This window comes from Georgenia sp. SUBG003 (genome assembly GCF_000715355.2).
Taxonomy (GTDB): Bacteria; Actinomycetota; Actinomycetes; order Actinomycetales; family Actinomycetaceae; genus Georgenia.
On record NZ_CP180204.1, the window covers coordinates 3,047,493 to 3,069,940 of the forward strand.

Below are 22,448 nucleotides of genomic sequence, written 5' to 3' on the forward strand. Positions count from 1 at the left end.
CGCGCCGTCGGGTCAGCGCGACGCGTGGTCCAGCACCTCGAGCACGGCGCGCAGATCCTCGACCTCGACCTGGCCCGGGGCCGACGCCGCGCCCGCGGAGGCGAAGGTGGCGGCCGAGCCGAACAGGTGCCCGGCGAGCCGGGTGACCACTCCGAGCGGTCCCATCGACATGGTGATCACCGGGATGTCCGCATACTCCTCGGTCATCTCGCGGGTGGCGTCGAGGAGCGCGAGGACGTCCGCACGGGTGCGGGGCATGACCGCGATCTTGGCGACGTCGGCGCCGGCATCCTGCATGTCCCGGAGGCGTCGGACGAGCTCCGTGGCGGGCGGGGTCGCCTCGAAGTCGTGCTCGGAGGCGACCACCGCCACGCCGTGCCGGCCGGCGGTGGCGACGACCGCGGCGACGACGTCGCCCGCGCGCCGGTGCTCGACGTCGAGGAGGTCGGCGGCACCGGACGACGCGAGCGCGGACAGCAGCTCGCCGTACGCGTCCGGCCCGAGGTCGGCCGCGCCGCCCTCGCTGACCGTGCGGCACGTCACCAGCAGCGGCACCGGTCCGAGCAGCCTGGCCAGGGCGTGGGCCGTGTCGAGCACCGCGCGGGTGTCCGTCAGGGCACCGAAATGGTCGACCCGCCACTCCACCACCGCGGACCTCGCGCCCCCAGCACGGCGCGGGCCGCCGTCGCGCCGAGGCACACCACGACGTCCGGGGCGACCGCGGCCAGCTCCGCCTCGAGCCACGGGTGGCACGCCTCGACGTGCGCCACGCCGGGTGTCTTGTGGATCCGCCGCTTGCCCCGCTCGGTGAACCGGAAGTGCTTGACGGCGTTGGTGAGGTAGACGCCGGCCCGGTCGATGCCTGCGGCCGCGAGGGCGTCGGCGAGGACGTCGCCCGCCGGGCCGACGAACGGTTCGCCGGTACGGTCCTCCCGGTCGCCGGGCTGCTCGCCGACCAGCATGACCCGGGCCTTCTCGGAGCCGACGGAGAAGACCACCTGCGTCGCGTCGGCCCACAGCTCGCAGCCGCGGCACCCCGGCGCCGCGTCCCGCAGCGCCTCGACGTCCGCGTCGGGAGGAACCCACTCCTGCGCACCCGGCCGCTCGGTCCTTCCCATCACGCCTCCGTCAGGTCGAGGTCGGTCAGCCGGTCCGCGAGCGCGATCGCGTCGACCGGCGCGCGGACCTTGACGTCGTTGTCGAAGTAGACGAAGACGTCGTGTCCGTCCCCGTGCCACTGCCGGATCCGTCCCGCCCAGGAGTCGAGGGCGGCGTCGTCGTACCCGCTGACGTAGAGCTCGGAGTCCCCGTGCAGCCGGACGTAGACGAAGTCGGCGGTCGCCTCCGCGATCAGCGGCCACTTGCCGGCGGTGTCGGCGACGACGACGGCGACGTCGTGGGCCCGGAGAAGATCCGTGAACGCCGGGTCCCGGAAGGAGTCGTGCCGGACCTCCAGCGCGTGGCGGAGCTGCCGGTCCTCGCCCGGCTCCGTCCAGGCGCGCCCCTCGAGCCGCTGGTCGTGCCGTTCGGCCAGGCGGGCGGCCGCCCCGGTGGTGCGTGGCAGCCGCTCGAAGAACGCGGCGAGACGGCCGGGGTCGAACCCGAGGTTCGGCGGCAGCTGCCACAGCACCGGCCCGAGCTTCTCCTGCAGCGCCAGCACCCCGGACGCGAAGAAGTTCGCGAGCGGGGTGTCGACGTCGGCGAGCTTCTTCATGTGGGTGATGAAGCGGCCCCCCTTGACGGCGAAGACGAACCCCGGCGGGGTCTGCGCGTACCAGGCGCGGTAGCTGTCGGGGCGCTGGAGCGAGTAGAAGGACCCGTTGATCTCGACCGTTCGCAGGTGCTCGGCGACGTACTCGAGCTCGCGCCGCTGCGGCAGGCCCTTCGGGTAGAAGGTGCCGCGCCACGGCCGGTACCGCCAACCGGAGATGCCGACGCGCACCGTCATCTGCCGCAGTCTAGGAGCGCCGCTGCGGCCCGGCGACACGTACCGGCCGCACCCGGGGCACCCTCCCTGCTCCGCGAGGACTCCCCCGCACCACGGCGCCCTTCGGCACCCTCCGGCACCCCGCCATGTTCCGCCCGCCCCGTGCCTCTGCCGGGACGACGGGGGCCCACCGCCGCGGTGCGGCGGTGGGCCCGGCAGCGTCCGCGTCAGCTGTTCGCGCCCGCGACGACCTGTTCGGCGACGTGGTTCGTGGACTCGGTCCCGGCGACGACCGTGTTCAGGCGGATCACGCCGTAGGTCCAGCCGTGGCGGTGGTAGGCCACGCAGGGCTGTCCGGTCTCGTCGTCGATGAAGAGGAAGAAGGGGTGGCCGACGAGCTCCATCTCGTACAGCGCCTGGTCCACCGTCATGGGGCGGGCCTCGTGCAGCTTCTGGCGCACGACCACGGGCGAGTCACCCAGCTGCGCCTCGACGCTCTGCCCCGGTTCGGTGGGGGCGACGGGACGGTCGGGCAGCTGGTCCTGGGGGGTCTCCTCCGCCGCGGTCGAGAGGGTTTCGTCGACGGGGGCCGGAGTGGCGTAGCGGTGGTGGTTCTTGCGGCGGTCGCGTGAGCGACGCAGGCGCTCGAGCAGCTTGCCCGAGGCGATGTCGAAGGCTCCGTAACGGTCCGAGGCCTTGGCCTCCGCCCGGATCACCGGTCCCTTGTCACGCACGGTGATCTCGATCTTCTCCGCCTGGTCCGCCTGGCGCGGGTTGCGCTCGTGGGTCAGCTCGACCTCGACGCGCTGCGCACGCGGGGCGAACTGCTCGATCTTCGTGAGCTTCTCCTCCACGTGGTTACGGAACCGGTCGGCGATCTCGGTGTTACGGCCCTTGACGACGATCTCCATGGTGACCTCCCTAGGTCCAGGGGAACACGGGAGCGACAGCCGCCCCCGTTCGACTTCGTGGTGCCCGCTCTCACCAGCGGGCGACGGAAAGAGCGACCACCTCCCCCGAGCCGGACCGGGTCCGCGCCACCTCGCGCGTGTCCTGCGGTCCGGACGTGTCCTCCATGACCTCACGCTAGTCGCAATCGGCCCCGAGCGACACGTCCAACGTCCTAGCCCGTCGGGCGCGCCGCGTGGCGCGACGGTGAGGGCGTCGAGGCGAGCACGAACGCCCCTGCGACGGCGGTCCCGCCGGCCCGCAGCGCCCCTGCGCAGGCGGCGAGGGTGGCGCCGGTGGTGACGACGTCGTCCACGACGATCACGGGGACGCCGGACCGCGAGGTGGTGGCCACCACGCCGTCGGGGCGGACAGTCACCGACGCCGCCGACGACCTGCTCGCCGGCGTCGCCGGTGCGGCCAGGGTGGTCTCCGCCGCCCTCGACGCCACCACCCGCCGCGCCCGGCAGCACCTGGACGCCCGTCGCCCGAGGATCCTGCGCCCGCTCGTGGTCCGGGGCCGCGCGACCGCTCCCCGCCTGCCGGTGGTGGACGAGGGGCTCGTGGAGCACGAGGGCGAGATCGTCCTCGCGGGCGGTGCGGACCCGGCCGCCGATCCGCTCCTCGCCCTGCGAGCCGCGGCTGCCGCCGCACGTACGGGCCTGCCGCTCTCGCCGTCGATGCTCGACTCGCTGGGCCGCACGACGGCCCCGCCCACGCCCTGGCCCGGGGAGGCCCTGCGCCTCCTGCTGGAGCTCCTGGCCTCCGGGCCCGCGCAGGTGCCCGTGTGGGAGGCGCTCGACCTCGCAGGCGTCGTGACCGTGTGGCTGCCGGAGTGGGCGGCCGTCCGCAACCGCCCGCAGCGCAACGCGCTGCACCGGTTCACCGTGGACCGGCACCTCGTCGAGACGGTCGCCGGCATCCCCGCGACCGCGGGCGGTGCCGCGGCGGGCCGGAACCGGGAACCACCCCCGCCTCGGCCGACGCCCTCGCCCCCGCCTCGGCCGACGTTCCCGGCTCCGCCGTCGACCCCGGACCGGAGGGGGTGCTCCTGCTGGCCGCGCTGCTGCACGACATCGGCAAGACCGCCGGCTCGCGCGACCACGCGGCCGAGGGGGCCGTCCTCGCCCGGACCGTCCTCACGAGGTTCGGCGTCGCCCCCCGGGGCGAGCGACGACGTCGTCCGCCTCGTGCGCGAGCACCTCACCCTTCCCGCCGTGGCCACCACGCGGGACCTCACCGACCCGGCGGTGCTGGAGGAGGTGGCGGTCGCCGTCGACCGCCGGGCCGACCTGCTCGCCCTGCTGCGCCGTCTCAGCGAGGCCGACGCCCGCGCCGCCGGGCCGCAGGCGTGGACGTCCTGGCGGGCGAACCTGGTGAGTACGCTCACGGAGCGGGTGGGCGCGCGGCTGCGGGCGTTACCCTGATCGTCAGCCATCTCCGCCCGAAACCACGAGGTACGCCTTGTTCGCCAACCTGTCCGACCGGCTCACCGCCTCCTTCAAGCAGCTGCGCGGGAAGGGGCGTCTCTCCGAGGCCGACATCGACGCCACCGTCTCGGAGATCCGGCGCGCCCTGCTCGAGGCCGACGTCGCGCTGCCCGTGGTCCGCTCGTTCACCGCGAACGTGCGCGAGCGGGCCAAGTCCGCCGAGGTCTCCGCCGCGCTCAACCCGGCGCAGCAGGTCATCAAGATCGTCAACGCCGAGCTCGTCGAGATCCTCGGCGGCGAGGCCCGTGACCTGCGCTTCGCCAAGCACCCGCCGACCGTGATCATGCTCGCCGGTCTGCAGGGCGCCGGCAAGACCACCCTCGCCGGGAAGCTGGGCCGGTGGCTGAAGGAGCAGGGCCACACCCCCCTGCTCGTCGCCTCCGACCTCCAGCGCCCCAACGCCGTCACCCAGCTGCAGGTGGTCGGGAAGCGCGCCGGCGTGCCCGTGTGGGCGCCCGAGCCCGGCAACGGCGTGGGCGACCCCGTGGCCGTGGCGCGCTCCGGCGTCCAGCACGCCCGGGACAAGCAGTACTCCGTCGTCGTGGTGGACACCGCCGGCCGTCTCGGCGTGGACACCGAGATGATGCAGCAGGCGGTCGACATCCGTGACGCCACGGACCCCGACGAGATCCTCTTCGTCCTCGACGCGATGATCGGTCAGGACGCCGTCTCCACGGCCAACGCGTTCGCCGAGGGCGTCGGGTTCACCGGCGTGGTGCTGTCCAAGCTCGACGGCGACGCCCGCGGCGGTGCCGCCCTGTCCGTGCGTGGCGTGACCGGCAAGCCGGTGCTCTTCGCCTCCACCGGCGAGAAGCTGTCCGACTTCGAGCGCTTCCACGCCGACCGGATGGCCTCCCGCATCCTCGACATGGGCGACATCCTCACGCTCATCGAGCAGGCGGAGAAGACCTTCGACGCGGCCCAGGCCGAGGAGATGGCGGCCAAGCTCGCCGGCGACGGCGACTTCACCCTCCAGGACTTCCTCGCCCAGCTCGCCCAGCTGAAGAAGATGGGCTCGATGAAGAAGATGCTCGGCATGCTGCCGGGCATGGGCCAGATGCGCGAGCAGCTGGAGAACTTCGACGAGCGCGAGGTCGACCGCGTCGAGGCGATCGTGCACTCCATGACGCCGGCCGAGCGTGCGAACCCGAAGATCCTCAACGGGTCACGGCGGCTCCGCATCGCCAGGGGCTCCGGCACCACCGTGGCCGAGGTGAACTCGCTGATGGAGCGGTTCGACCAGGCCAAGACGATGATGAGGCAGATGGCTCGCAGCGGCGGTCGCGGCATGCCCGGGATGGGCATGATGCCGGGCGGCGGCAAGAAGTCGAAGGGGCGCATGGCCCCGCCGCCGAAGAAGGGCAAGAAGGGCAAGTCCGGCAACCCCGCGAAGCGGCGCCAGCAGGAGCTGGAGGCGGCGCAGCGCGCGACCCAGCAGGCCTCTGCGCCGTCGGGCTCGGCGTTCGGTCTCGGCAACCAGGCCCAGGGCCCGCAGGGTCAGGACATGCCCGACCTCGAGGAGCTCCAGAAGTTCCTCCGCTGACTCACGCGAGACGTCATCTCCTCCGCGAGGCGTGGCGGTCTCAAGGGGTCCACGCAACACCTCGATGAGAAGAGGTGGTGCGGGTGCCGCGTCCGATGGTGTGGGTCCCGGGGCGCAGGGCGTTCTGGCGGGCGATCCGGGCCGGGGACTGGACGTTCGAGTCGGCGGCGGCGGCCGGCGGCGTGTCACGCGAGGGGGCACGCACGTGGCTGGCCGAGGCTGGCGGGGTGTGTCCGTTAATCCTCGGCGAGCCCACGGGCCGCCGTCTGTGCGTGCAGGAGCGGGACGAGATCGCGGTACGGCGCGCCGCGGGCGAGGGGGTGCGGCAGATCGCACGCGCGCTGGGGCGTGCCCCCAGCACGGTCAGCCGGGAGCTGGCCCGTAACCGGGCCGCCCGGCACCCCCATCCCTACCGGGCGCACCTGGCCCAGGCCAAGGCCGACGAGCGGGCCCGGCGCCCCAAGCCGGCCAAGCTCGCCAGCCACCCCCGGCTGCGCGCCTACGTCGAGGCCAAGCTGGGCCTGGGCTGGAGCCCGCAGCAGATCACCAGGCGCCTGCGCGCGGACTTCCCCGACGATGGGTCCATGCGCGTCAGCCACGAGGCGATCTACCAGCCATCTTCGTCCAGGGGCGCGGGGCGCTGCGCAAGGAGCTGCACGCCTGCCTGCGCACCGGCCGGGCGCCGCCGGCCCCGCGGCGGCCGCGGCGGCGTCGAGGGCGTCGACGCCGACGCCGGCGTGCCTGCGGGCGAGACGGGCCGTCCGCTCGACGACGCCGGCGCTGAGCTCTCCGGTCGCCTGGGCGGTCACCCGGTCGGTCAGCTCGTGGGCCTCGTCGACGACGAGGATGTCGTGCTCGGGGAGCACGTTCGGGGAGCCGGAGGCGGCGATGCCCAGCATGGCGTGGTTGGTCACGACGACATCGGCCTCGCGGGCCGCCTGCCGCGCGGCCTCCGGGAAGCACTCGGCCAGCATCGGGCACCTCGCGCCCAGACACTCCATCTTCGTGACGGACACCTGCCGCCAGGCCCGCTCGCTCACGCCGGGCACGAGGTCGTCACGGTCGCCCGTGGCCGTCTCCTCGGCCCACTCCCGCAGCCTCAGGACCTGCTCCGCGAGGGTGGAACGCGCGGCGACGGCGGGGCCGGGGTCCGAGCCGTCGGCCGGGGGCACCGGTGCGGCCGGGTCGACGCCGGTCGCCGCGGAGACGGAGAACAGACCGGGTTCCTCGTCGGCCGGGTAGCCGCCCGCGACCTTGTGCCGGCACAGGTAGTTGTGCCAGCCCTTGAGCAGCGCGACCTCGGGCCGGAGCCCGGTGCGTGCCGCCACGACCTCGGCGACCCGCGGCGCGTCCTGCGTCAGCACCTGGCGCTGGAGGGCGAGCGTCGCCGTCGAGACGACGGCGCGCTTCCCGGCGGCGACGGCGTGCGCCAGCGTGGGGACGAGGTAGGCGAGCGACTTGCCCGTGCCGGTGCCGGCCTGGACGAGCAGGTGCTGCCGTCGTTCCAGGGCCTCGGTCACGGCCCGGGCCATGCGCTGCTGCCCCTCCCGCGGGGTGCCGCCCAGAGCGGCGACGGCGTCGGCGAGGAGGTCGTCGGTTGCGGGGGCGACCACGTCAGGAGGCCGGACGGGCGGCCGACGCCTCCCCGCCGTCGGGCACGCCGGCCGCGCGCAGGTCGGCGGCGAGGTCCGGCGGGACGAGGGCGTGCAGGCGGGTGCCGCCGGCGGCGTACTCCTCGGCGAGGATCTCCCCGTCCGTGTGGGCCCGGGAGACCAGGTCGCCCGGCTGTAGGGCACGACGACGTCGATCTCCTCGGTGGGCCGGGGCAGGAGCTCGGCGATGCGGGCCGCGAGCTCGTCGACGCCCTCACCGGTCCGGGCCGAGACGGCGACTGCCCCGGGGTAGCGGGTCCGCAGTGCCGTGAGGTCCTCGGGCGCGGCGAGGTCCGCCTTGTTGAGCACGATCAGCTCGGGGACGTCCGTGCCGCCGGGGATGTCGGCCACGACGGTCCGCACGGTCCGCACCTGGCCCTCGGGGTCGGGGTGCGCGGCGTCGACGACGTGCAGCAGCAGGTCCGCCTCGCCGGCCTCCTCGAGCGTGGACCGGAAGGCCTCGACGAGCTCGGTGGGCAAGGACCGCACGAAGCCGACCGTGTCGGCGAGCGTGTACACGCGGCCGTCCGGCGTGGTGGCCCGGCGCACCGTCGGGTCGAGGGTGGCGAACAGCTGGTTCTGGACGAGAACCCCGGCACCGGTGAGCCGGTTCAGGAGCGAGGACTTGCCCGCGTTCGTGTAGCCGACGATCGCCACGGACGGGATCTGGTGGTGCCGCCGCGACCCCCGCTTGGTCTCGCGGGAGGGTGCCATCTCTTTGATCTGCCGCCGCAGCCGGGACATGCGGGTGCGGATGCGGCGGCGGTCCAGCTCGATCTTCGTCTCACCGGGGCCGCGTGAGCCGATGCCCGCACCGCCGGCGACGCGGCCACCGGCCTGCCGGGACATCGACTCGCCCCAGCCGCGCAGGCGCGGGAGCAGGTACTCCAGCTGGGCCAGCTCGACCTGCGCCTTGCCCTCCCGGGACTTCGCGTGCTGGGCGAAGATGTCGAGGATCAGCGCGGTGCGGTCGATGACCTTGACCTGGACGATGTCCTCCAGGCCACGACGCTGGGAGGGGCTGAGCTCGCCGTCGACGACGACCGTGTCGGCGCCGACGGAGCGGACGAGGTCGGCCAGCTCGGCGGCCTTGCCCGAGCCGAGATAGGTGCCCGGGTCCGGGTTGACCCGGCGCTGCAGCAGCCCGTCGAGGACCTGCGAGCCGGCGGTCTCCGCGAGGGCGGCGAGCTCGCGCAGCGAGACCTCCGCCATCTCCGCGGTGCCGGTCGACCACAGCCCCACGAGCACCACCCGCTCGAGGCGCAACTGCCGGTACTCGACCTCGGTGACGTCCTCGAGCTCGGTGGACAGCCCGGCCACACGGCGCAGCGCGGCGCGTTCCTCACGCTCGAGCTGCTCGCCGTCGTGGTCGGACCCGGGGTGGTCCTCGGCCTGCAGGGCCGTGCCCTCGGTGGAGCGCAGGGAACCGGCGCGGGCGAGGATACGCGCGACCACGTCCTCTGCCGCCTGCTGGTCGCCGATGCCCGGCTCCCGGTCCGCAGCGGTCGGGAGGTGATGGTCGGTGCGCGCCATGGTGTCCTTTCGTCGGTGCCCCCCAAGGATCCCACGCCACGACCCGGCGAGCCATCTCTTTCCACTCCTGGCGGAGCCGGCCGGGGGCCGCGCACAGGGAGCCGGTAGCGTTTCCGCGGTGAGCGCGCACGAGCACTACTTCTCCGCCGAGCCGGCCTCCCCGGGCGAGCTGCGGCCGCTGCGGGTCCGCCTTCGCGGCCGGGAGGTGTCGGTCCAGGTGGCGGCGGGCGTCTTCTCCGGGGACCGGCTCGACCTGGGGACGCGCGTGCTCCTGGACGCGGTGGACGACCCGCCCGCGACCGGGACGCTGGTGGACGTCGGGTGCGGCTGGGGCCCGCTGACCGTCGCGATGGCCCAGGCGTCGCCGGAGGCCCGTGTGGTCGCCGTGGACGTCAACGCCCGCGCGCGCGACCTCACGGCCCGCAACGCCGCGGCCCTCGGGCTGGGCAACGTGACCGTCCTTGACCCGGCGGAGGCGCTCGGTCAGCTCCCCGGCGGGATCGACGAGATCTGGTCCAACCCACCCATCCGCATCGGCAAGGAGGCGCTCCACGAGCTGCTGCGCACCTGGCTCTCCCGCCTGGCTCCCGACGGGCGTGCCCACCTCGTGGTGCAGCGCAACCTCGGCGCCGACTCGCTGCACCGGTGGCTGGCGGAGGAGCTCGGGACCGACGTCACGCGCACGGCGAGCTCCAAGGGCTTCCGCGTGCTGACCGTCCGCCCGCGCTGAGTCAGGCGCGCAGGACGACGTCGGCCGTCAGGACGGCCGGGCCGGTCAGGAGGACCCGGTCACCCTCGACGCGCACGGTCACCTCGCCGCCCGGCACGAGCACGCGCCAGACGTCCGGCGCGTCGGCGCCGCCCCACGCGCGCACCGCGAGCGCGGCCGCGCAGGTGCCGGTGCCGCAGGAACGGGTCTCCCCCACGCCGCGTTCCAGGACCCGCATGCGGACGGTGCCGACCGCGGTCCCGTCCGAGCTGTCCTCGCCGAGCGGGACGACCAGCTCGAGGTTGGTGCCCTCGGGCGGCACCGGGTCGTAGGTGGGGGCGAGCGTCAGCTGGGCCGCCGCGAGCGACGCCTCGTCGGGCAGGGCGACGACCGTGTGCGGGTTCGGCACGCTCACCCGCAGGCCCGCGCGCGGGCCGTCGAGCCCGGGAACGTCGACGACCACGTCGTAGCCCTCCGCCTCCGCCTGCGGCCCTCCCGGCATCGCCCAGCCACCCATGTCGACGGTGTACGCCGCGCCCTGGCGGGTGATGCGGCGCGGACCGCCGCGCGTGCCGACGACGACGCTCGCGCCGTCGTCCAGCGCGACCAGACCGGGTGCTGCGCAGGTAGTGGGCGAAGACCCGCACCCCGTTCCCGCACATCTCCGCGAGCGAGCCGTCCGCGTTGCGGTAGTCCATGAACCACTCGGCGTCCGGGGCCTGGGCGAGCACGGCGGCCCCCTCGGGCAGCGCGCGCGAGCGCACCACCCGGATCAGGCCGTCGGCACCGATGCCGGCGTGGCGGTCGCACACGGCGGCGACCTCCTCCGCACGGATCAGGAGAGTCCCCTCGAGGTCGGGCACCAGCACGAAGTCGTTCTCCGTGCCGTGGCCGGTGGTCAGGGTGCGGCCGGCCAGCACGCCGAAGCTCGTGGTCATGGCGCCAGGATATGCAGCGCTGCGGCGAGGAGGTCGTCGGCGTCCGCCGCCGGCAGCCAGTGGACGCGGGGGTCGCGGCGGAACCACTTCTCCTGCCGACGGGCGAGCTGGCGCGTGGCGAGCGAGATCGCGTCGGCCGCCTCGTCGCGGCTCGTGCGGCCGGCCAGCACGTCGGCAGCCTGGGCGTAGCCGACGGCGCGGCTCGCGGTGACCCCCTCCGCGAGCCCCTGGCCCAGAAGCCGTTCGGTCTCCTCGACGAGCCCGTCCGCCATCATCTGGGCCGTCCGTGCCGCGATCCGGTCGTCCAGCTCGGGGCGGGGCACGGCGACGGCCAGCTGCACCGCCGGGACGGCGTAGACGTGCTCGGGCAGGCGTGCGGAGAAGGGACGGCCGGTGAGGGCGATGACCTCGAGCGCGCGGACCACCCGGCGAGTGTTCCGGGGGTCGATGCGGGCGGCGGCTTCCGGGTCGCGGGCGGCCAGCTCGTCGTGCAGCGGACGGGTCCCCCGGCGCGCCGCACGCTCCTCCAGCTCCGCACGCAGCGCCGGGTCCGTGCCGGGGAAGTCGAGGTGGTCCAGCACGGCGCGCACGTACAGTCCGGAGCCGCCGACCAGCACCGGCAGCCGGCCCCGGGCGCGGACCGCCGCGACGTCGGCGCGGGCGGCCTGCTGGTAGTCGGCGACCGAGGCCTCCTCGGTGACGTCCAGGACGTCCAGCTGGTGGTGGACGACGCCGCGCCGCTCGTGCGGGGGCAGCTTCGCCGTGCCGACGTCCATGCCCCGGTAGAGCTGGAAGGCGTCCGCGTTGACGATCTCGACGGCGTCGGGACCACCGAGGGCCTCGGCGAGGTCGAGGGCGAGGGCCGACTTTCCGGTGGCCGTCATGCCGACGACGGCGATCACCTGCGGCTCCTGCGCTTGCGTGGCCTGCACGCCCGTCAACCTACCCCCGCACCGGGGCGCGGGTGCACCGGGCTCCGACGGCGCCGACCGCCGGCACGGGGGTGACCGGCACGGGCGCGGGGGTGGCGGCCCGGCCGGGAGGGCCGCACGAGGGTGAGGCCCTGCCTGGCGGGACGCCGCGGAGACGCCGGGCGGGCCTCACGTTCAGGCGTCTGCGCGAGGGACGCCGGGCGCCTGCGCCGGTTAGTCTCGTCACATGGCTTCGTCCGGCACCTTCGACGAGGGACGGGTTCCACTCGGCCCCGCGCAGGCGGACGGTCCGGGGGGCGTGCGGGCCGCCCGCGACGTGGTGCTGCCGCTGACCCGGTCCCGGGTGGCGGACGCGCTGACGGAGCTGGGCTACCCGTGGTTCCGCGACTCTTCCGGCGACCTGGGGGCCATGTGGGCGCAGGCGGTCTTCCACGTGTACCTGCTCGGCCACGACGAGACCGTCCTGCAGGTGCGCGGCTCCTGGCACCGCCGCCTCAACATCGAACGTCTCGGCGAGGTGCTGGCGAGGCTCGACGGGTGGAACCGCGAGTACGTCGGCCCGAAGTGCTACGTCCGGGTGCTCGACGACGGCCTGCTGTCCGTCGTCGCGGAGTCCTCCACCCCGCTCGCCTCCGGCGTGAGCGACAACCAGCTCGTCCGGCTGCTCGAGCGGGGCGTCGGGCAAGGCATGCGGGTCATGCGCGACCTCGAGGAGCTCTACCCGGACCCGGCCGCCCGAGCCCCGGGGGGATCGTGATCGGCTGGCTGCGCCGTCGGCACCGGCCGGCACCGGCCCCGCGGCCCGCGAGGGGTACCACGCCCTGGGACGCCCCGCCGGGCCCGCCCAGCCCGTCGGCGGCCACCAGCCCGAGCCGCCCGCCGGCGTGCCGTACCGCTCGCGCCGTTCCTTCCGCAGCGCCAGGCGCGGCGAGGCGCGCGACGAGCGGACCGCAGCCGGTGGCACCCCGCCGTACTGGGCGCCGGTGCAGACGGACGCTCCCACCCGGCCCATTCCCGGCCACTCCGGCGGCGAGGCCCACGGTCCGTTCGCCCCTCCCTCCTACCAGGGAGCGGCGCCGGGGTCCTTCCCCCCGCCGTCGGCCGGGCCGGCAGAGCACACCACGACGACGGCGGAGCGGAGGGCGCAGCGGCGCGTCGCGCTCGGTGTCGTCGTCCTGCTCGTCGTCCTGGCGCTGCTCGCCGGCGTCATCCTCGGTGCGCTCGGCGCCCGCTCGTTCTTCACGCTCGCCCAGCCCGGCCAGACGTTGCCGACCGCCTCGGCCGCCGACCGCGCCCCCCGACTCCGTCGCGGGCATCGCGGAGGCCGTGCTGCCCTCCACGGTGTACATCCAGGCGCGCGGCAACGGGCAGGGCAGCTCGGGCACCGGCCTGGTCCTGCGCGAGGACGGCTACATCGTCACCAACAACCACGTCATCGAGAACGCGGCCGAGGGGGGCCGCGTCATCGTCGGCTTCCCCGACGGCGGCGAGGAGGAGGCGGAGATCGTCGGACGAACCGCCGACTACGACCTCGCCGTCCTCCGTGTCGACCGCGAGGGACTGGATCCGCTCGTGCTCGCCGACTCCGACACCGTCGCGGTCGGCGACCCGGTGGTGGCCGTCGGTGCCCCGCTGGGGCTCGAGGGCACCGTGACGTCCGGGATCATCAGCGCGCTGAACCGTCCCGTGAAGGCCGGCGCCGGCGGCACGACGACGTTCATCAACGCCATCCAGACCGACGCGGCCATCAACCCCGGCAACTCGGGTGGGCCGCTGGTGGACGCGAGCGGCCAGGTCATCGGGATCAACACGGCCATCGCGCAGGCGTCCGGCGCCGCCTCCGCCACCGGCAGCATCGGCCTGGGGTTCGCCATCCCCGCGAACCAGGTGCGGCGCACCACCGAGCAGATCATCGCCACCGGCTCCGCCACCTACCCGGTGATCGGCGTCTCCCTCGACACCCGGTACACGGGGGAGGGGGTGCAGGTGCTCGAGGAGGACGTCGACGACAACCCGGCCGTGGTGCCGGGCGGCCCGGGCGACGTGGCGGGCATCCGGCCGGGCGACGTGATCCTCAGCATCGACGGCCGCCCGGTCACCGACCCGGACGAGCTCATCGTGGCGGTGCGCTCGAAGGCGCCCGGCGACACCGTGGTCCTGGGGGTGCGGCGCGGCAACGGCGTCGAGGAGGTCCGCGTGGTCCTCGGGGAGAACTGAGCCCCCCGCCGCGGGACGGCGGCACGACGAGCCCCTGCGGCGCCGTATCCTGAGCCCGTGTTCGGGATCAACGGGGGTGAGCTGGTCGTCCTGCTCGTGCTCGCCTTCCTCCTCATCGGGCCGGAGCGGCTGCCCGAGCTCGCCCAGCAGCTCGGTCGCCTGACCCGCGAGGTCAAGAAGATCGCGACGGGCGCCAAGGAGAAGGTGCGGGAGGAGCTCGGCCCCGAGTTCGACGACCTCGCCGCCCTCGACCCGCGCCAGTACGACCCCCGCCGGATCGTGCGGGAGGCCCTCATGGACGACGAGCCGGTCAGGCCCGCGCGCCCCCGCGCGGCGCGGCGGCCGTCGCCCTCCATGCGGCGGTGGCGCGCGCTCGCCGAGTCGCCGCTGACCGACCGGGCGGCGGGGCAGGTGTGCCGGGTGGTGGTGCGCAGCTGCGAGGGCATCCTCGCCGAGGTCACGGGACTCTCAGCGGACGCGCAGCCACCGGCCCACGCTCGGCGCGAGGGCGACCACGTACGCCAGGGCGGCTAGGCCGACCCACAGCACGAGCACCAGTCGGTCGCGCAGCCCGTCCGCGCCGGGGACGGTCAGGTACGCCTCGGCCACCACCGCCACGACCACCTGCAGCCCCAGGAGGACCGTCAGGCCGACCCGGGCGCCGCCGCGTCGGGCCAGCAGCCGTCGCACCAGGACGAGCTCCACCACCACGACGAGCACCACCGCGGCGACCGTGCCCGCCAGGACCACGTGGGCCGCGGTCCCGGCGGTGCCGGCCGCACGGTCGGGGGCGAGCTCGCGAACCTGCCCGGCGATGCGGTCCAGGTGCGCCTCCCTGCCGAGGACGGCGAAGACCGCGGCCGTCAGGCCGGCCAGGAAGCTGAGCATCCACAGCGCGCGGGAGCGGCGCAGCGCCTCGGGCGGTGCCGTGCCCCGTGGGACCGGCGCCGGGGTCCGGTCCGACATCGCCGGGCGGGGCGGCGGGGCCTCCGGGTCCGGGCGAGACGACGAGCGGCGCGGGGACGCCGGGTCCGGGGAGTCTGCCGCCGGGCCGGGCTGTGTGGCCATGCGTCTCACGGTAACGACGCACGCCCCGCGCCGGGGCGCACGGGCGCGGCTTCACCGGCGGTGCACCCGCGAGCACCGCGGGCGAGGTGTCGGTGCGCGGCAGGCGGGCCGTGGGGGATGGCGTCCCTCAGTGGGTCAGCGCGTCCCGCAGCACGTCGAGGCCCACCGACCCGATGTCGAGAGCGCGGCGGTGGAACGCCCTGAGGTCGAACTCCTCGCCCCGCTCCTGGGCGGCCCGCCCGGCGGCGACGCGCGTCTCCTCCCACAGCCGCTGCCCGATCTTGTAGCTCGGCGCCTGGCCCGGCCAGCCGAGGTAGCGGTCCAGCTCGAAGGCGAGGAAGCCCTCTGCCATGTTCGCGTTGCCCTTGAGGAACTCCCACGCCTTGGCGGCGTCCCACGTGCCGCCGCCCCACTCCTCGGGCGCAGGCTTGCCCAGGTGCACGCCGATGTCGAGCACCACCCGGGCCGCGCGCAGCCGCTGCCCGTCCAGCATGCCCATGCGGTCGCCCGGGTCGTCCAGGAAGCCGAGGTCCGCCATGAGCCGCTCCGCGTACAGTGCCCACCCCTCGCCGTGCCCGCTGACCCACGACGCCATGCGGCGCCAGAGGTTCAGCAGCTCCGCCCGGTAGACGGTCTGCGCGATCTGCAGGTGATGACCGGGCACCCCCTCGTGGTAGACCGTGGTCTTCTCCCGCCAGGTCGCGAACTCCGTGACGCCCTCGGGCACCGACCACCACATGCGCCCCCGGGCGCGAGAAGTCCGCGCTCGGGCCGGTGTAGTAGATCCCTCCGGTGTGGGTCGGGGCGATGAGGCACTCCAGGCGCCGCACCGGCTCCGGGATGTCGAACTGCGCGCCGCCCAGCGCGGCGACCGCCTCGTCCGAGGTGGTCTGCATCCAGGCCCGCAGCGCCTCGGTCCCGTGCAGCATCCGCGCCGGGTCCTTGTCCAGGCGCGCCATCGCCTCGGTGATGTCCGTGCCGGTCCCGTAGAGCTCGTCGGCCACGTTCTGCTGCTCCGCGACGATGCGGCCGAGCTCCTCCCGGCCCCACTCGTACGTCTCGTCGAGGTCGACGACGGCGCCCAGGAAGTACCGCGACCACAGGGCGTAGCGCTCGCGGCCCACGGCGTCCGCGTCCGGGGCGTCCGGCGCGATCTCCTCGCCCAGCATGCGGGCGAGGTCGGCGTAGGCCTGGCGGGCGTCGGCGGCTCCCGACTCCAGGGCGGCCGCGAGAGCGCGGCTGGGGACCTCGCCGTCGGGCTGGGCGGAGGCGACGAAAGTGGTGAAGAACGAGGACTCCGCGTCGGCGAGCTCGCCCGCCTGCTTCAGGCAGGCCTCCACCTGGCGCAGGGCGGCGACGTTGCCCGCGTCCCGGGCGGCGAGCAGCGACTCCTGGTAGCCCTCCAGCGCCGCCGGGACGGCGGCGAGGCGGGCGGCGATCGTCTCCCAGTCCTGCGCCGTCGTCGTCGGCATGAGGTCGAAGACCTCCCGCACCGCCTGGACGGGGGAGGCGATGACGTTGAGGTCCCGCTCGAGCTCGCCCGCCTCGGCCAGCTCGACCTGGAGGCCGAGGCGCTCGCGCATGGCGGCGTGCGTGACCCCGTCGACGTCGTCGACCGGCGCCACCGCGTCCAGCTCGGCGAGCGTCGCCCGGTCGAGCATCGTGCGCTCGGCGATGCCTGCCGGGGAGAGGTCGGGCATGGCTCGGTCGTACCCGGGCAGCCCCAGGCTGGTGGCCGTCAGCGGGTCGAGGGCGACGAGGCGGTGGACGTAGGCGTCCGCGATCGCGTCCGTCGGGGTGGCGCGGCGGGCCGGGGTGGTCGATGGAGGCGGCGGGGCCGCCGGCGGTGCTCTCAGTCACAACCGGCAGCCTAGACGGCGCGCCCGCGCGCGGCGCTCAGGGGACGGAGCGGTCGACGCCAGGGCCCCTCTCCGGGGTGCAGCGACCACCGCGCCGGCCCTCTCAGGGGTGCAGCGACCACCGCGCCGGGCCCTCTCAGGGGTGCAGCGACCAGCGCCACGACCCCCCGCCGAGACCGTGGTCGCCCAGCTCGCCCGCCACCCGGGCGCCGTGGTGACCGACGTCGCCAGCGTCAAGGCCGTCATCGCCGAGGAGGTCGCCCGGGACGCGGGGGAGCACGCCGCCCGCTACGTCGGGTCGCACCCCATGGCCGGGCGCGAGCGCTCCGGCGCGGCCGCGGCCGACGGTGACCTGTTCGTCGGGCGCCCCTGGGTGGTGGTGCCCGGTCCGGACAGCCTGCCCGGCGCCGTCCTCGCCGTGCGCTCCCTCGCGACGGACGTCGGTGCGGCCGCCGTCGACCCTCGGCGCGCAGGAGCACGACGACGCCGTCGCCCCTGGTCTCGCACGTGCCGCAGCTCGCGGCCTCCTTCGTCGCCGCCCGCCTGCGGGAGCGCCGGAGCCCGCGCTCGGTCTGGCGGGGCAGGGCCTGAGGGACGTCACCCGCATCGCGGCCTCCGACCCGCAGCTGTGGGCCACGATCCTCGTCGGCAACGCCGCGCCCGTCGCGCGGGCGCTGCGCGAGCTGCGCGACGATCTCGACGTCGTCGTCGCGGCCCTCGACCGCGCCGCGCAGGACGGTCCGCTCGCTCCCGGCTCCACGGGCCCGCTCGCCCGGGTGGTGGCGGCGGGAACGTGGGCGTCGGGCGGATCCCGGGCAAGCACGGCGGCGCGCCCCGCCGCTACGGCGAGGTCACCGTCCTCGTCCCGGACGAGCCGGGAGAGCTCGGCCGGCTCTTCAGCGAGGTCGGCGAGGCGGGGGTCAACATCGAGGACCTCCAGCTCGAGCACTCCGCCGGGCAGCCGGTCGGCCTGGCCGTCCTGTCCGTGCTGCCGTCGGCGGTGGAGCCGCTGGAGGAGGAGCTCGACCGGCGCGGGTGGCGCGTGGTCGCACGGTGAGCGCGGCGGCCCACGGGCGCACGACGACGGACGGCGCCTCGGCGCACGACGGACCCAGGACGAAGGACAGCGCCTCGGCGCGGCAGGAGGACAGCGTGGAGCAGGGCAGGCAGGACCGCGGCATCGTGGTGGCGATCGACGGACCCTCCGGGTCGGGGAAGTCCACGGTGTCCCGCCGCCTCGCGCGCGAGCTGGGCCTGGCCTACCTCGACACCGGTGCGATGTACCGGGCGGCCACGTGGTGGTGCGGGCGCAGCGGCGTCGACCTCGACGACGTCCCGGCGGTCGCGGAGGCCGTCCGGGCCATGCCGCTGACGATGCTGACCGACCCGGAGGAACCGCGGGTGGTGTGCGACGGCGTCGACGTCACCGACGCGATCCGCGAGGCCGGGCTGACCGCCGTCGTCTCCAAGGTCGCCACCAACCTCGAGGCGCGCGCCGAGCTCAAGCGGCTCCAGCGCGAGATCATCGCGGACGCCGCGGCCGGGACCGTCCGGAACAGTGCGACGCAGGGCAGCGGTCGCGGCATCGTCGCGGAGGGCCGGGACATCACCACCGTCGTGGCGCCCGACGCCGACGTCCGGATCCTCCTCCTCGCCGACGAGCGGGAACGGCTGGCGCGGCGGGCGAAGGAGCGCCACGGCACCGCCGACGCCGCCACCATCGCGGCCACCCGCGACGAGGTGGTCCGCCGTGACGCCGACGACTCCACCGTCTCGACCTTCCTGACGGCCGCCGACGGCGTGGTCACGGTCGACTCCTCCTCCTTCGGCGTGGACGAAACCTTCGCCGCCGTGCTCGCCGTCGTCACCCGCGCCCAGGAGGCCCGCCGGTGAGCCGCCCGGACAGGCAGGGGCAGACCCGCGGGCAGCGCGTGCGCCCCGAGGACGTCTACCGGTGGGGGCCGGTCTGGGCGCGCCAGGTGGGCCGGTTCCTCGACCACGTCTGGTGGAGCACCACCGTCCACGGGGCGGAGAAGGTCCCCGCCGAGGGGCCGGTGATCATCGCCTCCAACCACGTCGGCATCATCGACGGCCCCGTGGTCTTCGGCGCCGTGCCGCGCAGCTCGCACTTCCTGGTCAAGCAGGAGTTCTTCGACTCGAGGATCGGTTTCCTCATGACCTGGGCCGGCCAGATCCCGGTCGACCGGTCCTCGGGGCGTGCCGCCCTCGCCACCGGAAAGGCGTTCCTGGACGAGGGGCGCGTCGTCGGCATCTTCCCGGAGGGCACCCGCGGCGGCGGCGACGCCAGCTCCGTGCGGGCCGGCGTGGCCTGGCTCGCCGTCAACTCCGGCGCGCCCATCGTCCCGGCCGCCTGCCTGGGCACCCGGCTGCCCGGTGACAGGCGCGGCCACGTCCCCGGGCCGCGCTCGAAGCTGCACGTCGTCTTCGGCGACCCCATCCGGCTCGACAGCGCCGACGGCGTCAGCCGGCGCGAGCAGATGGCGCGGGCGATGGAGGTCATCGGCACCGGGCTCGCCGCCCACGTGCGCGGCGCCGTGGAGCTCACCGGCGTCCCCCTGCCCGCCTCCGCCATGCCTGGTCGTGGCGACGACGGCGGCAGGGGAGAATGACCTCATGAGCAACGACCCCGCGCGCGAGTCAGCCGCCCGCCCGGACACGAACGCCGAGGACCTGCCCACGAACGAGTTCCCCGGCGCCAACCGGACCCACGACCTGGCCGACGGCGCCCCCGGCACCGCGGACGGCGAGCGGACCCACGAGCTTCCCGCCGTACCGGTTCCCGAGGCGGGCGCCGCCCACGGTGACGCGACCGGGGTCGAAGGTCCCGCGGCCGTCCGCGTCGACCGCGTCACCGTCACGGTCCCCACCCCGGCTCGCCGAGGCGGCCGACGGCGGACCGGCCGGGCACCCCGGTGACGTGCCCGGCACCACCGATCTGCTCCGCGACGTCTCGCTCGCCGTCCCGCCGGGCCGCACGGTCGCCGTCGTCGGGCCGACCGGCGCCGGGAAGTCCACCCTGACCGCCGTCGTCGCCCGCCTCATGGACCCCTCGCGGGGCCGGGTGCTCCTCGACGGCCACGACGTGCGTGACCTCGACCCCGCCGCCCGCACCTCCGCCGTCGCGCTCGTCAGCCAGTCGACGTTCGTCTTCGACGACACCGTGCGCGGCAACGTCACCCTGGACGACGGCGGACGCTTCGACGACGCGGAGGTCTGGGCCGCGCTGCGCACCGCACGGGCCGACGGGTTCGTCCGCGCCCTGCCGGACGGCCTGGACACCGTCGTGGGGGAGCGGGGCGCCACCCTCTCGGGCGGGCAGCGCCAGCGCCTCGCCATCGCGCGCGCCCTCGTGCGCCGCCCCCGCCTGCTGGTCCTCGACGACGCCACCTCCGCAGTCGACCCGGTGGTGGAGCAGGAGATCCTCGCCGGCCTGGGCGCCGCCACGCACGGCGGTCCCTCCGTGCTGCTGGTCGCCTACCGTGCCTCGACGATCGCGCTGGCCGACCGGATCGTCCACCTCGACGGCGGGTCGGTGGTGGACGCCGGCACGCACGAGGAGCTTCTGGCCCGCGACGCCGGCTACCACGAGCTCGTCACCGCCTACGCCGCCCGCACCGCGGAGCGGGAGGCCGAGCGGGCCGCCCGCGCCCCGGGGGGAGGGCCGATGAGCTCGCAGATCTCCTCCGCCTCCGACCTGGGCGTCCTCGCGACGATCCGCCGGGGCCTGCAGCTGTCGCCGGCGATGACCGAGGGGCTGCGGGCCACCCTGCTGCTCGCCGTCGTCGCCACCGTGGGCCGCGTGGTCGTGCCGGTGGTCGTCCAGCAGGCCACGGACCACGGCATCCTCGCCCCGGGCGGGCCCGACGTCGCCCGGGTGGCGTGGCTGTGCGTGGCCGGACTCGCGGTGCTCGTGGTCACGGGGCGGGTGAGCGCAGCCGTCAACGTCCGGCTGTACAGGGCGAGCGAGACCGGCCTGGCGCAGCTGCGGGTGCAGACGTTCCGCCACGTCCACGACCTCTCCACCCTCACGCAGTCGGCCGAGAAGCGGGGCTCGCTCGTCTCCCGCGTCACCTCGGACGTGGACACCATCTCCATGTTCGTCCAGCGCGGCGGGCTGATGCTCATCCTCAACGCCGGGCAGCTGCTGCTCGCCAGTGTCGCGATGGTCGTGTACTCGTGGCGCCTCGCCCTGCTCGTGTGGCTGTGCTACCTGCCGATGGTGCTGCTCGCCCCGCGGGCGCAGCGGGCGGTCTCCGTCGCGTACGGCGCGGTGCGGCTGAGGGTCGGCGCGATGCTCTCGGCGGTCTCGGAGTCCGTCGTCGGCGCCGAGACCATCCGCGCCTACGGCGCCGCCGACCGCACGCAGGAGCGCATCGACCGCTCGGTGCGTGCCCACCTCACGCAGGCCGTGCGGGCGCAGACGCTCGTCGCGCTGGCCTTCTCCACCGGGGTGGTGCTCTCCGCCGTGGCGCTCGCGGCCGTCGTCGTGGCCGGGACTTACCTGGGCGTGCGCGGCGACATCTCCGTCGGGACGCTGCTCGCCTTCCTCTTCCTCGTGCAGATGTTCACCGGGCCGGTTCAGAACGCCACCGAGGTGCTCAACGAGCTGCAGAACGCGGTGGCGGGCTGGCGCCGCGTGATCGCCGTGCTCGAGACGCCCGTCGACGTCAAGGACCCCGAGCCGGACTCCACCGAGGACCGAGCGGGCGCACCGGGTCCCGCCGTCCACCGTCTGGCCGTCCACCGTCCCGCCGCCCGCCGCCACGGCCACCGCGCGGCCCGCATCGAGTTCCGGGGCGTGCGCTACGCCTACCCCGGCGGCCCCGAGGTCCTCCACGGCGTCGACCTCGCCGTCGAGCCGGGGACGCAGGTGGCTGTGGTCGGGCAGACCGGGTCGGGCAAGACCACCCTCGCGAAGCTGCTCGCCCGGCTCATGGACCCCACCGCCGGCCAGGTGCTCCTCGACGGCACCGACCTCCGTGCCCTCCCGCTCGCCGAGCTGCGCGAGCGCGTGGTGCTGGTGCCGCAGGAGGGGTTCCTCTTCGGCACCACCATCGGGGCGAACCTCGCCTACGGCCCCGTCGCCCACGGGCCGGAGGAGGTGCGCGCCGCCGTCGCCGACCTCGGCCTGGAGGGGTGGATCGCCACCATGCCCGCCGGCCTGGACACCCCCGTGGGCCAGCGCGGCGAGTCGCTCTCCGCGGGCGAGCGCCAGCTCGTCGCGCTCGGGCGCGCCTACCTGGCCGACGCGGACCTCCTGATCCTCGACGAGGCCACCTCCGCCGTCGACCCTGCCACCGAGACCCGCATCAACCGCGCGCTGGACCGGCTCACCAGCGGCCGCACCTCGGTCACGATCGCGCACCGGCTCTCCACCGCCGAGGCCGCCGACCTGGTGGTCGTCGTCGACGAGGGGAACGTCGTCGAGGTCGGCGGGCACCACAAGCTCCTCGACGCCGGCGCCACGTACGCGAAAATGTACGGATCCTGGGTCGCGCAGACGCGCTGAGCCCGCGCGGCCGGCCGACGACGGCGCTGAGCTCGCGCGCGGCCGGCGAGCCCGACGAGGTTGCGAAAACGGTTCGGATCGGGCGTCCCGGCGAACCATCTC

The 22,448-nt window shown here is 75.2% G+C and carries 19 protein-coding genes and 7 pseudogenes; 13 read left to right on the forward strand and 13 right to left on the reverse strand.

Annotated features, from left to right (window positions below; genetic code table 11):
- Positions 1 to 12: 12 nt before the first annotated feature.
- The 5 genes from aroD to DA06_RS15750 all read right to left on the reverse strand — a co-directional run bounded on the left by aroD (position 13) and on the right by DA06_RS15750 (position 3,230).
- Positions 13 to 645, reverse strand: coding sequence for a type I 3-dehydroquinate dehydratase (gene aroD, locus DA06_RS15730; protein ID WP_418605429.1), 633 nt, complete (start codon positions 643 to 645; stop codon positions 13 to 15).
- Entirely contained in the window at positions 612 to 1,118 is a 507-nt protein-coding gene (locus tag DA06_RS15735) for a UdgX family uracil-DNA binding protein (RefSeq protein WP_418605430.1), read from the reverse strand. The genes aroD and DA06_RS15735 overlap by 34 nt, the downstream gene beginning before the upstream one ends.
- Positions 1,118 to 1,948, reverse strand: coding sequence for a DUF72 domain-containing protein (locus DA06_RS15740; RefSeq protein WP_052436837.1), 831 nt, complete (start codon positions 1,946 to 1,948; stop codon positions 1,118 to 1,120). Before DA06_RS15740 ends, DA06_RS15735 begins: the two co-directional genes overlap by 1 nt.
- 206 nt (positions 1,949 to 2,154) lie before the next feature.
- On the reverse strand, positions 2,155 to 2,838 hold the full coding sequence (hpf, locus tag DA06_RS15745; RefSeq protein WP_043501792.1) for a ribosome hibernation-promoting factor, HPF/YfiA family: 684 nt from the start codon (positions 2,836 to 2,838) through the stop codon (positions 2,155 to 2,157).
- A 212-nt stretch (positions 2,839 to 3,050) separates the two neighbouring features.
- Complete coding sequence (locus DA06_RS15750; protein ID WP_418605431.1) at positions 3,051 to 3,230, reverse strand: phosphoribosyltransferase family protein; 180 nt, start codon at positions 3,228 to 3,230, stop codon at positions 3,051 to 3,053.
- On the opposite strand from DA06_RS15750, the gene DA06_RS15755 reads away from it, so the two are divergent.
- On the forward strand, positions 3,223 to 4,302 hold the full coding sequence (locus DA06_RS15755; RefSeq protein ID WP_418605432.1) for a hypothetical protein: 1,080 nt from the start codon (positions 3,223 to 3,225) through the stop codon (positions 4,300 to 4,302). The two genes, DA06_RS15750 and DA06_RS15755, sit on opposite strands and share 8 nt — an antisense overlap.
- Before the next feature lie 37 nt (positions 4,303 to 4,339).
- On the forward strand, positions 4,340 to 5,908 hold the full coding sequence (gene ffh / locus DA06_RS15760; RefSeq protein WP_043501797.1) for a signal recognition particle protein: 1,569 nt from the start codon (positions 4,340 to 4,342) through the stop codon (positions 5,906 to 5,908).
- A gap of 40 nt (positions 5,909 to 5,948) precedes the next feature.
- Here the strand turns inward: ffh and DA06_RS15765 are convergent, their stop codons facing one another.
- Positions 5,949 to 6,113: a hypothetical protein gene (locus tag DA06_RS15765; protein ID WP_418608337.1), complete on the reverse strand. Its 165-nt coding sequence runs from the start codon at positions 6,111 to 6,113 to the stop codon at positions 5,949 to 5,951.
- Positions 6,114 to 6,186: 73 nt separating this feature from the next.
- On the opposite strand from DA06_RS15765, the pseudogene DA06_RS15770 reads away from it, so the two are divergent.
- Positions 6,187 to 6,623: pseudogene (locus DA06_RS15770) on the forward strand (transposase); the annotation flags it as partial.
- Positions 6,624 to 7,272: 649 nt separating this feature from the next.
- Here the strand turns inward: DA06_RS15770 and DA06_RS15775 are convergent.
- Positions 7,273 to 7,440: pseudogene (locus DA06_RS15775) on the reverse strand (DEAD/DEAH box helicase); the annotation flags it as partial.
- Positions 7,441 to 7,522: 82 nt separating this feature from the next.
- Positions 7,523 to 9,093 (reverse strand): annotated as a pseudogene (gene hflX, locus DA06_RS15780) (GTPase HflX).
- A 118-nt stretch (positions 9,094 to 9,211) separates the two neighbouring features.
- On the opposite strand from hflX, the gene DA06_RS15785 reads away from it, so the two are divergent.
- Positions 9,212 to 9,823, forward strand: a complete 612-nt coding sequence (locus DA06_RS15785; protein WP_043501802.1) for a class I SAM-dependent methyltransferase — start codon at positions 9,212 to 9,214, stop codon at positions 9,821 to 9,823.
- Position 9,824: 1 nt separating this feature from the next.
- Here DA06_RS15785 and dapF read toward each other — a convergent pair.
- Together dapF and miaA are read right to left on the reverse strand one after the other, a co-directional pair.
- Positions 9,825 to 10,740: pseudogene (gene dapF / locus DA06_RS15790) on the reverse strand (diaminopimelate epimerase).
- On the reverse strand, positions 10,737 to 11,624 hold the full coding sequence (miaA, locus tag DA06_RS15795; protein WP_052436839.1) for a tRNA (adenosine(37)-N6)-dimethylallyltransferase MiaA: 888 nt from the start codon (positions 11,622 to 11,624) through the stop codon (positions 10,737 to 10,739). Before miaA ends, dapF begins: the two are co-directional and overlap by 4 nt.
- Before the next feature lie 274 nt (positions 11,625 to 11,898).
- Between miaA and DA06_RS15800 the strand changes: the two genes are divergently transcribed.
- A complete protein-coding gene (locus DA06_RS15800) occupies positions 11,899 to 12,429 on the forward strand; it encodes a YbjN domain-containing protein (protein ID WP_052436838.1) in 531 nt (176 codons plus the stop codon).
- Here the strand turns inward: DA06_RS15800 and DA06_RS15805 are convergent.
- A complete protein-coding gene (locus tag DA06_RS15805) occupies positions 12,368 to 13,012 on the reverse strand; it encodes a hypothetical protein (RefSeq protein ID WP_418605433.1) in 645 nt (214 codons plus the stop codon). The two genes, DA06_RS15800 and DA06_RS15805, sit on opposite strands and share 62 nt — an antisense overlap.
- Here DA06_RS15805 and DA06_RS15810 point away from each other — a divergent pair.
- On the forward strand, positions 12,999 to 13,889 hold the full coding sequence (locus DA06_RS15810; RefSeq protein WP_418605434.1) for a S1C family serine protease: 891 nt from the start codon (positions 12,999 to 13,001) through the stop codon (positions 13,887 to 13,889). The two genes, DA06_RS15805 and DA06_RS15810, sit on opposite strands and share 14 nt — an antisense overlap.
- A gap of 57 nt (positions 13,890 to 13,946) precedes the next feature.
- The gene (locus DA06_RS15815) at positions 13,947 to 14,423 is read left to right on the forward strand and encodes a twin-arginine translocase TatA/TatE family subunit (protein WP_418605435.1); all 477 of its coding nucleotides are present in this window, start codon (positions 13,947 to 13,949) and stop codon (positions 14,421 to 14,423) included.
- Here the strand turns inward: DA06_RS15815 and DA06_RS15820 are convergent.
- A complete protein-coding gene (locus tag DA06_RS15820) occupies positions 14,358 to 14,957 on the reverse strand; it encodes a hypothetical protein (RefSeq protein ID WP_418605436.1) in 600 nt (199 codons plus the stop codon). The genes DA06_RS15815 and DA06_RS15820 overlap by 66 nt on opposite strands.
- 127 nt (positions 14,958 to 15,084) lie before the next feature.
- Positions 15,085 to 16,813 (reverse strand): annotated as a pseudogene (locus DA06_RS15825) (DUF885 domain-containing protein).
- A 181-nt stretch (positions 16,814 to 16,994) separates the two neighbouring features.
- Between DA06_RS15825 and DA06_RS15830 the strand changes: the two are divergent.
- The 6 genes and pseudogenes from DA06_RS15830 to DA06_RS15855 form a co-directional block, all read left to right on the forward strand.
- Positions 16,995 to 17,255 (forward strand): annotated as a pseudogene (locus tag DA06_RS15830) (prephenate dehydrogenase/arogenate dehydrogenase family protein); the annotation flags it as partial.
- A gap of 4 nt (positions 17,256 to 17,259) precedes the next feature.
- Positions 17,260 to 17,490, forward strand: a pseudogene (locus DA06_RS15835) (prephenate dehydrogenase dimerization domain-containing protein); the annotation flags it as partial.
- 478 nt (positions 17,491 to 17,968) lie between these two features.
- A complete protein-coding gene (gene cmk, locus DA06_RS15840; protein WP_043501819.1) occupies positions 17,969 to 18,709 on the forward strand; it encodes a (d)CMP kinase in 741 nt (246 codons plus the stop codon).
- Complete coding sequence (locus tag DA06_RS15845) at positions 18,706 to 19,446, forward strand: lysophospholipid acyltransferase family protein (RefSeq protein WP_418605437.1); 741 nt, start codon at positions 18,706 to 18,708, stop codon at positions 19,444 to 19,446. The genes cmk and DA06_RS15845 overlap by 4 nt, the downstream gene beginning before the upstream one ends.
- Positions 19,447 to 19,450: 4 nt before the next feature.
- Positions 19,451 to 19,753 (forward strand): hypothetical protein, encoded by a 303-nt coding sequence (locus DA06_RS15850; RefSeq protein ID WP_418605439.1) that lies wholly within the window; start codon positions 19,451 to 19,453, stop codon positions 19,751 to 19,753.
- Between the two features lies 1 nt (position 19,754).
- The gene (locus tag DA06_RS15855; protein ID WP_418605440.1) at positions 19,755 to 22,346 is read left to right on the forward strand and encodes an ABC transporter ATP-binding protein; all 2,592 of its coding nucleotides are present in this window, start codon (positions 19,755 to 19,757) and stop codon (positions 22,344 to 22,346) included.
- Positions 22,347 to 22,448 lie beyond the last annotated feature (102 nt).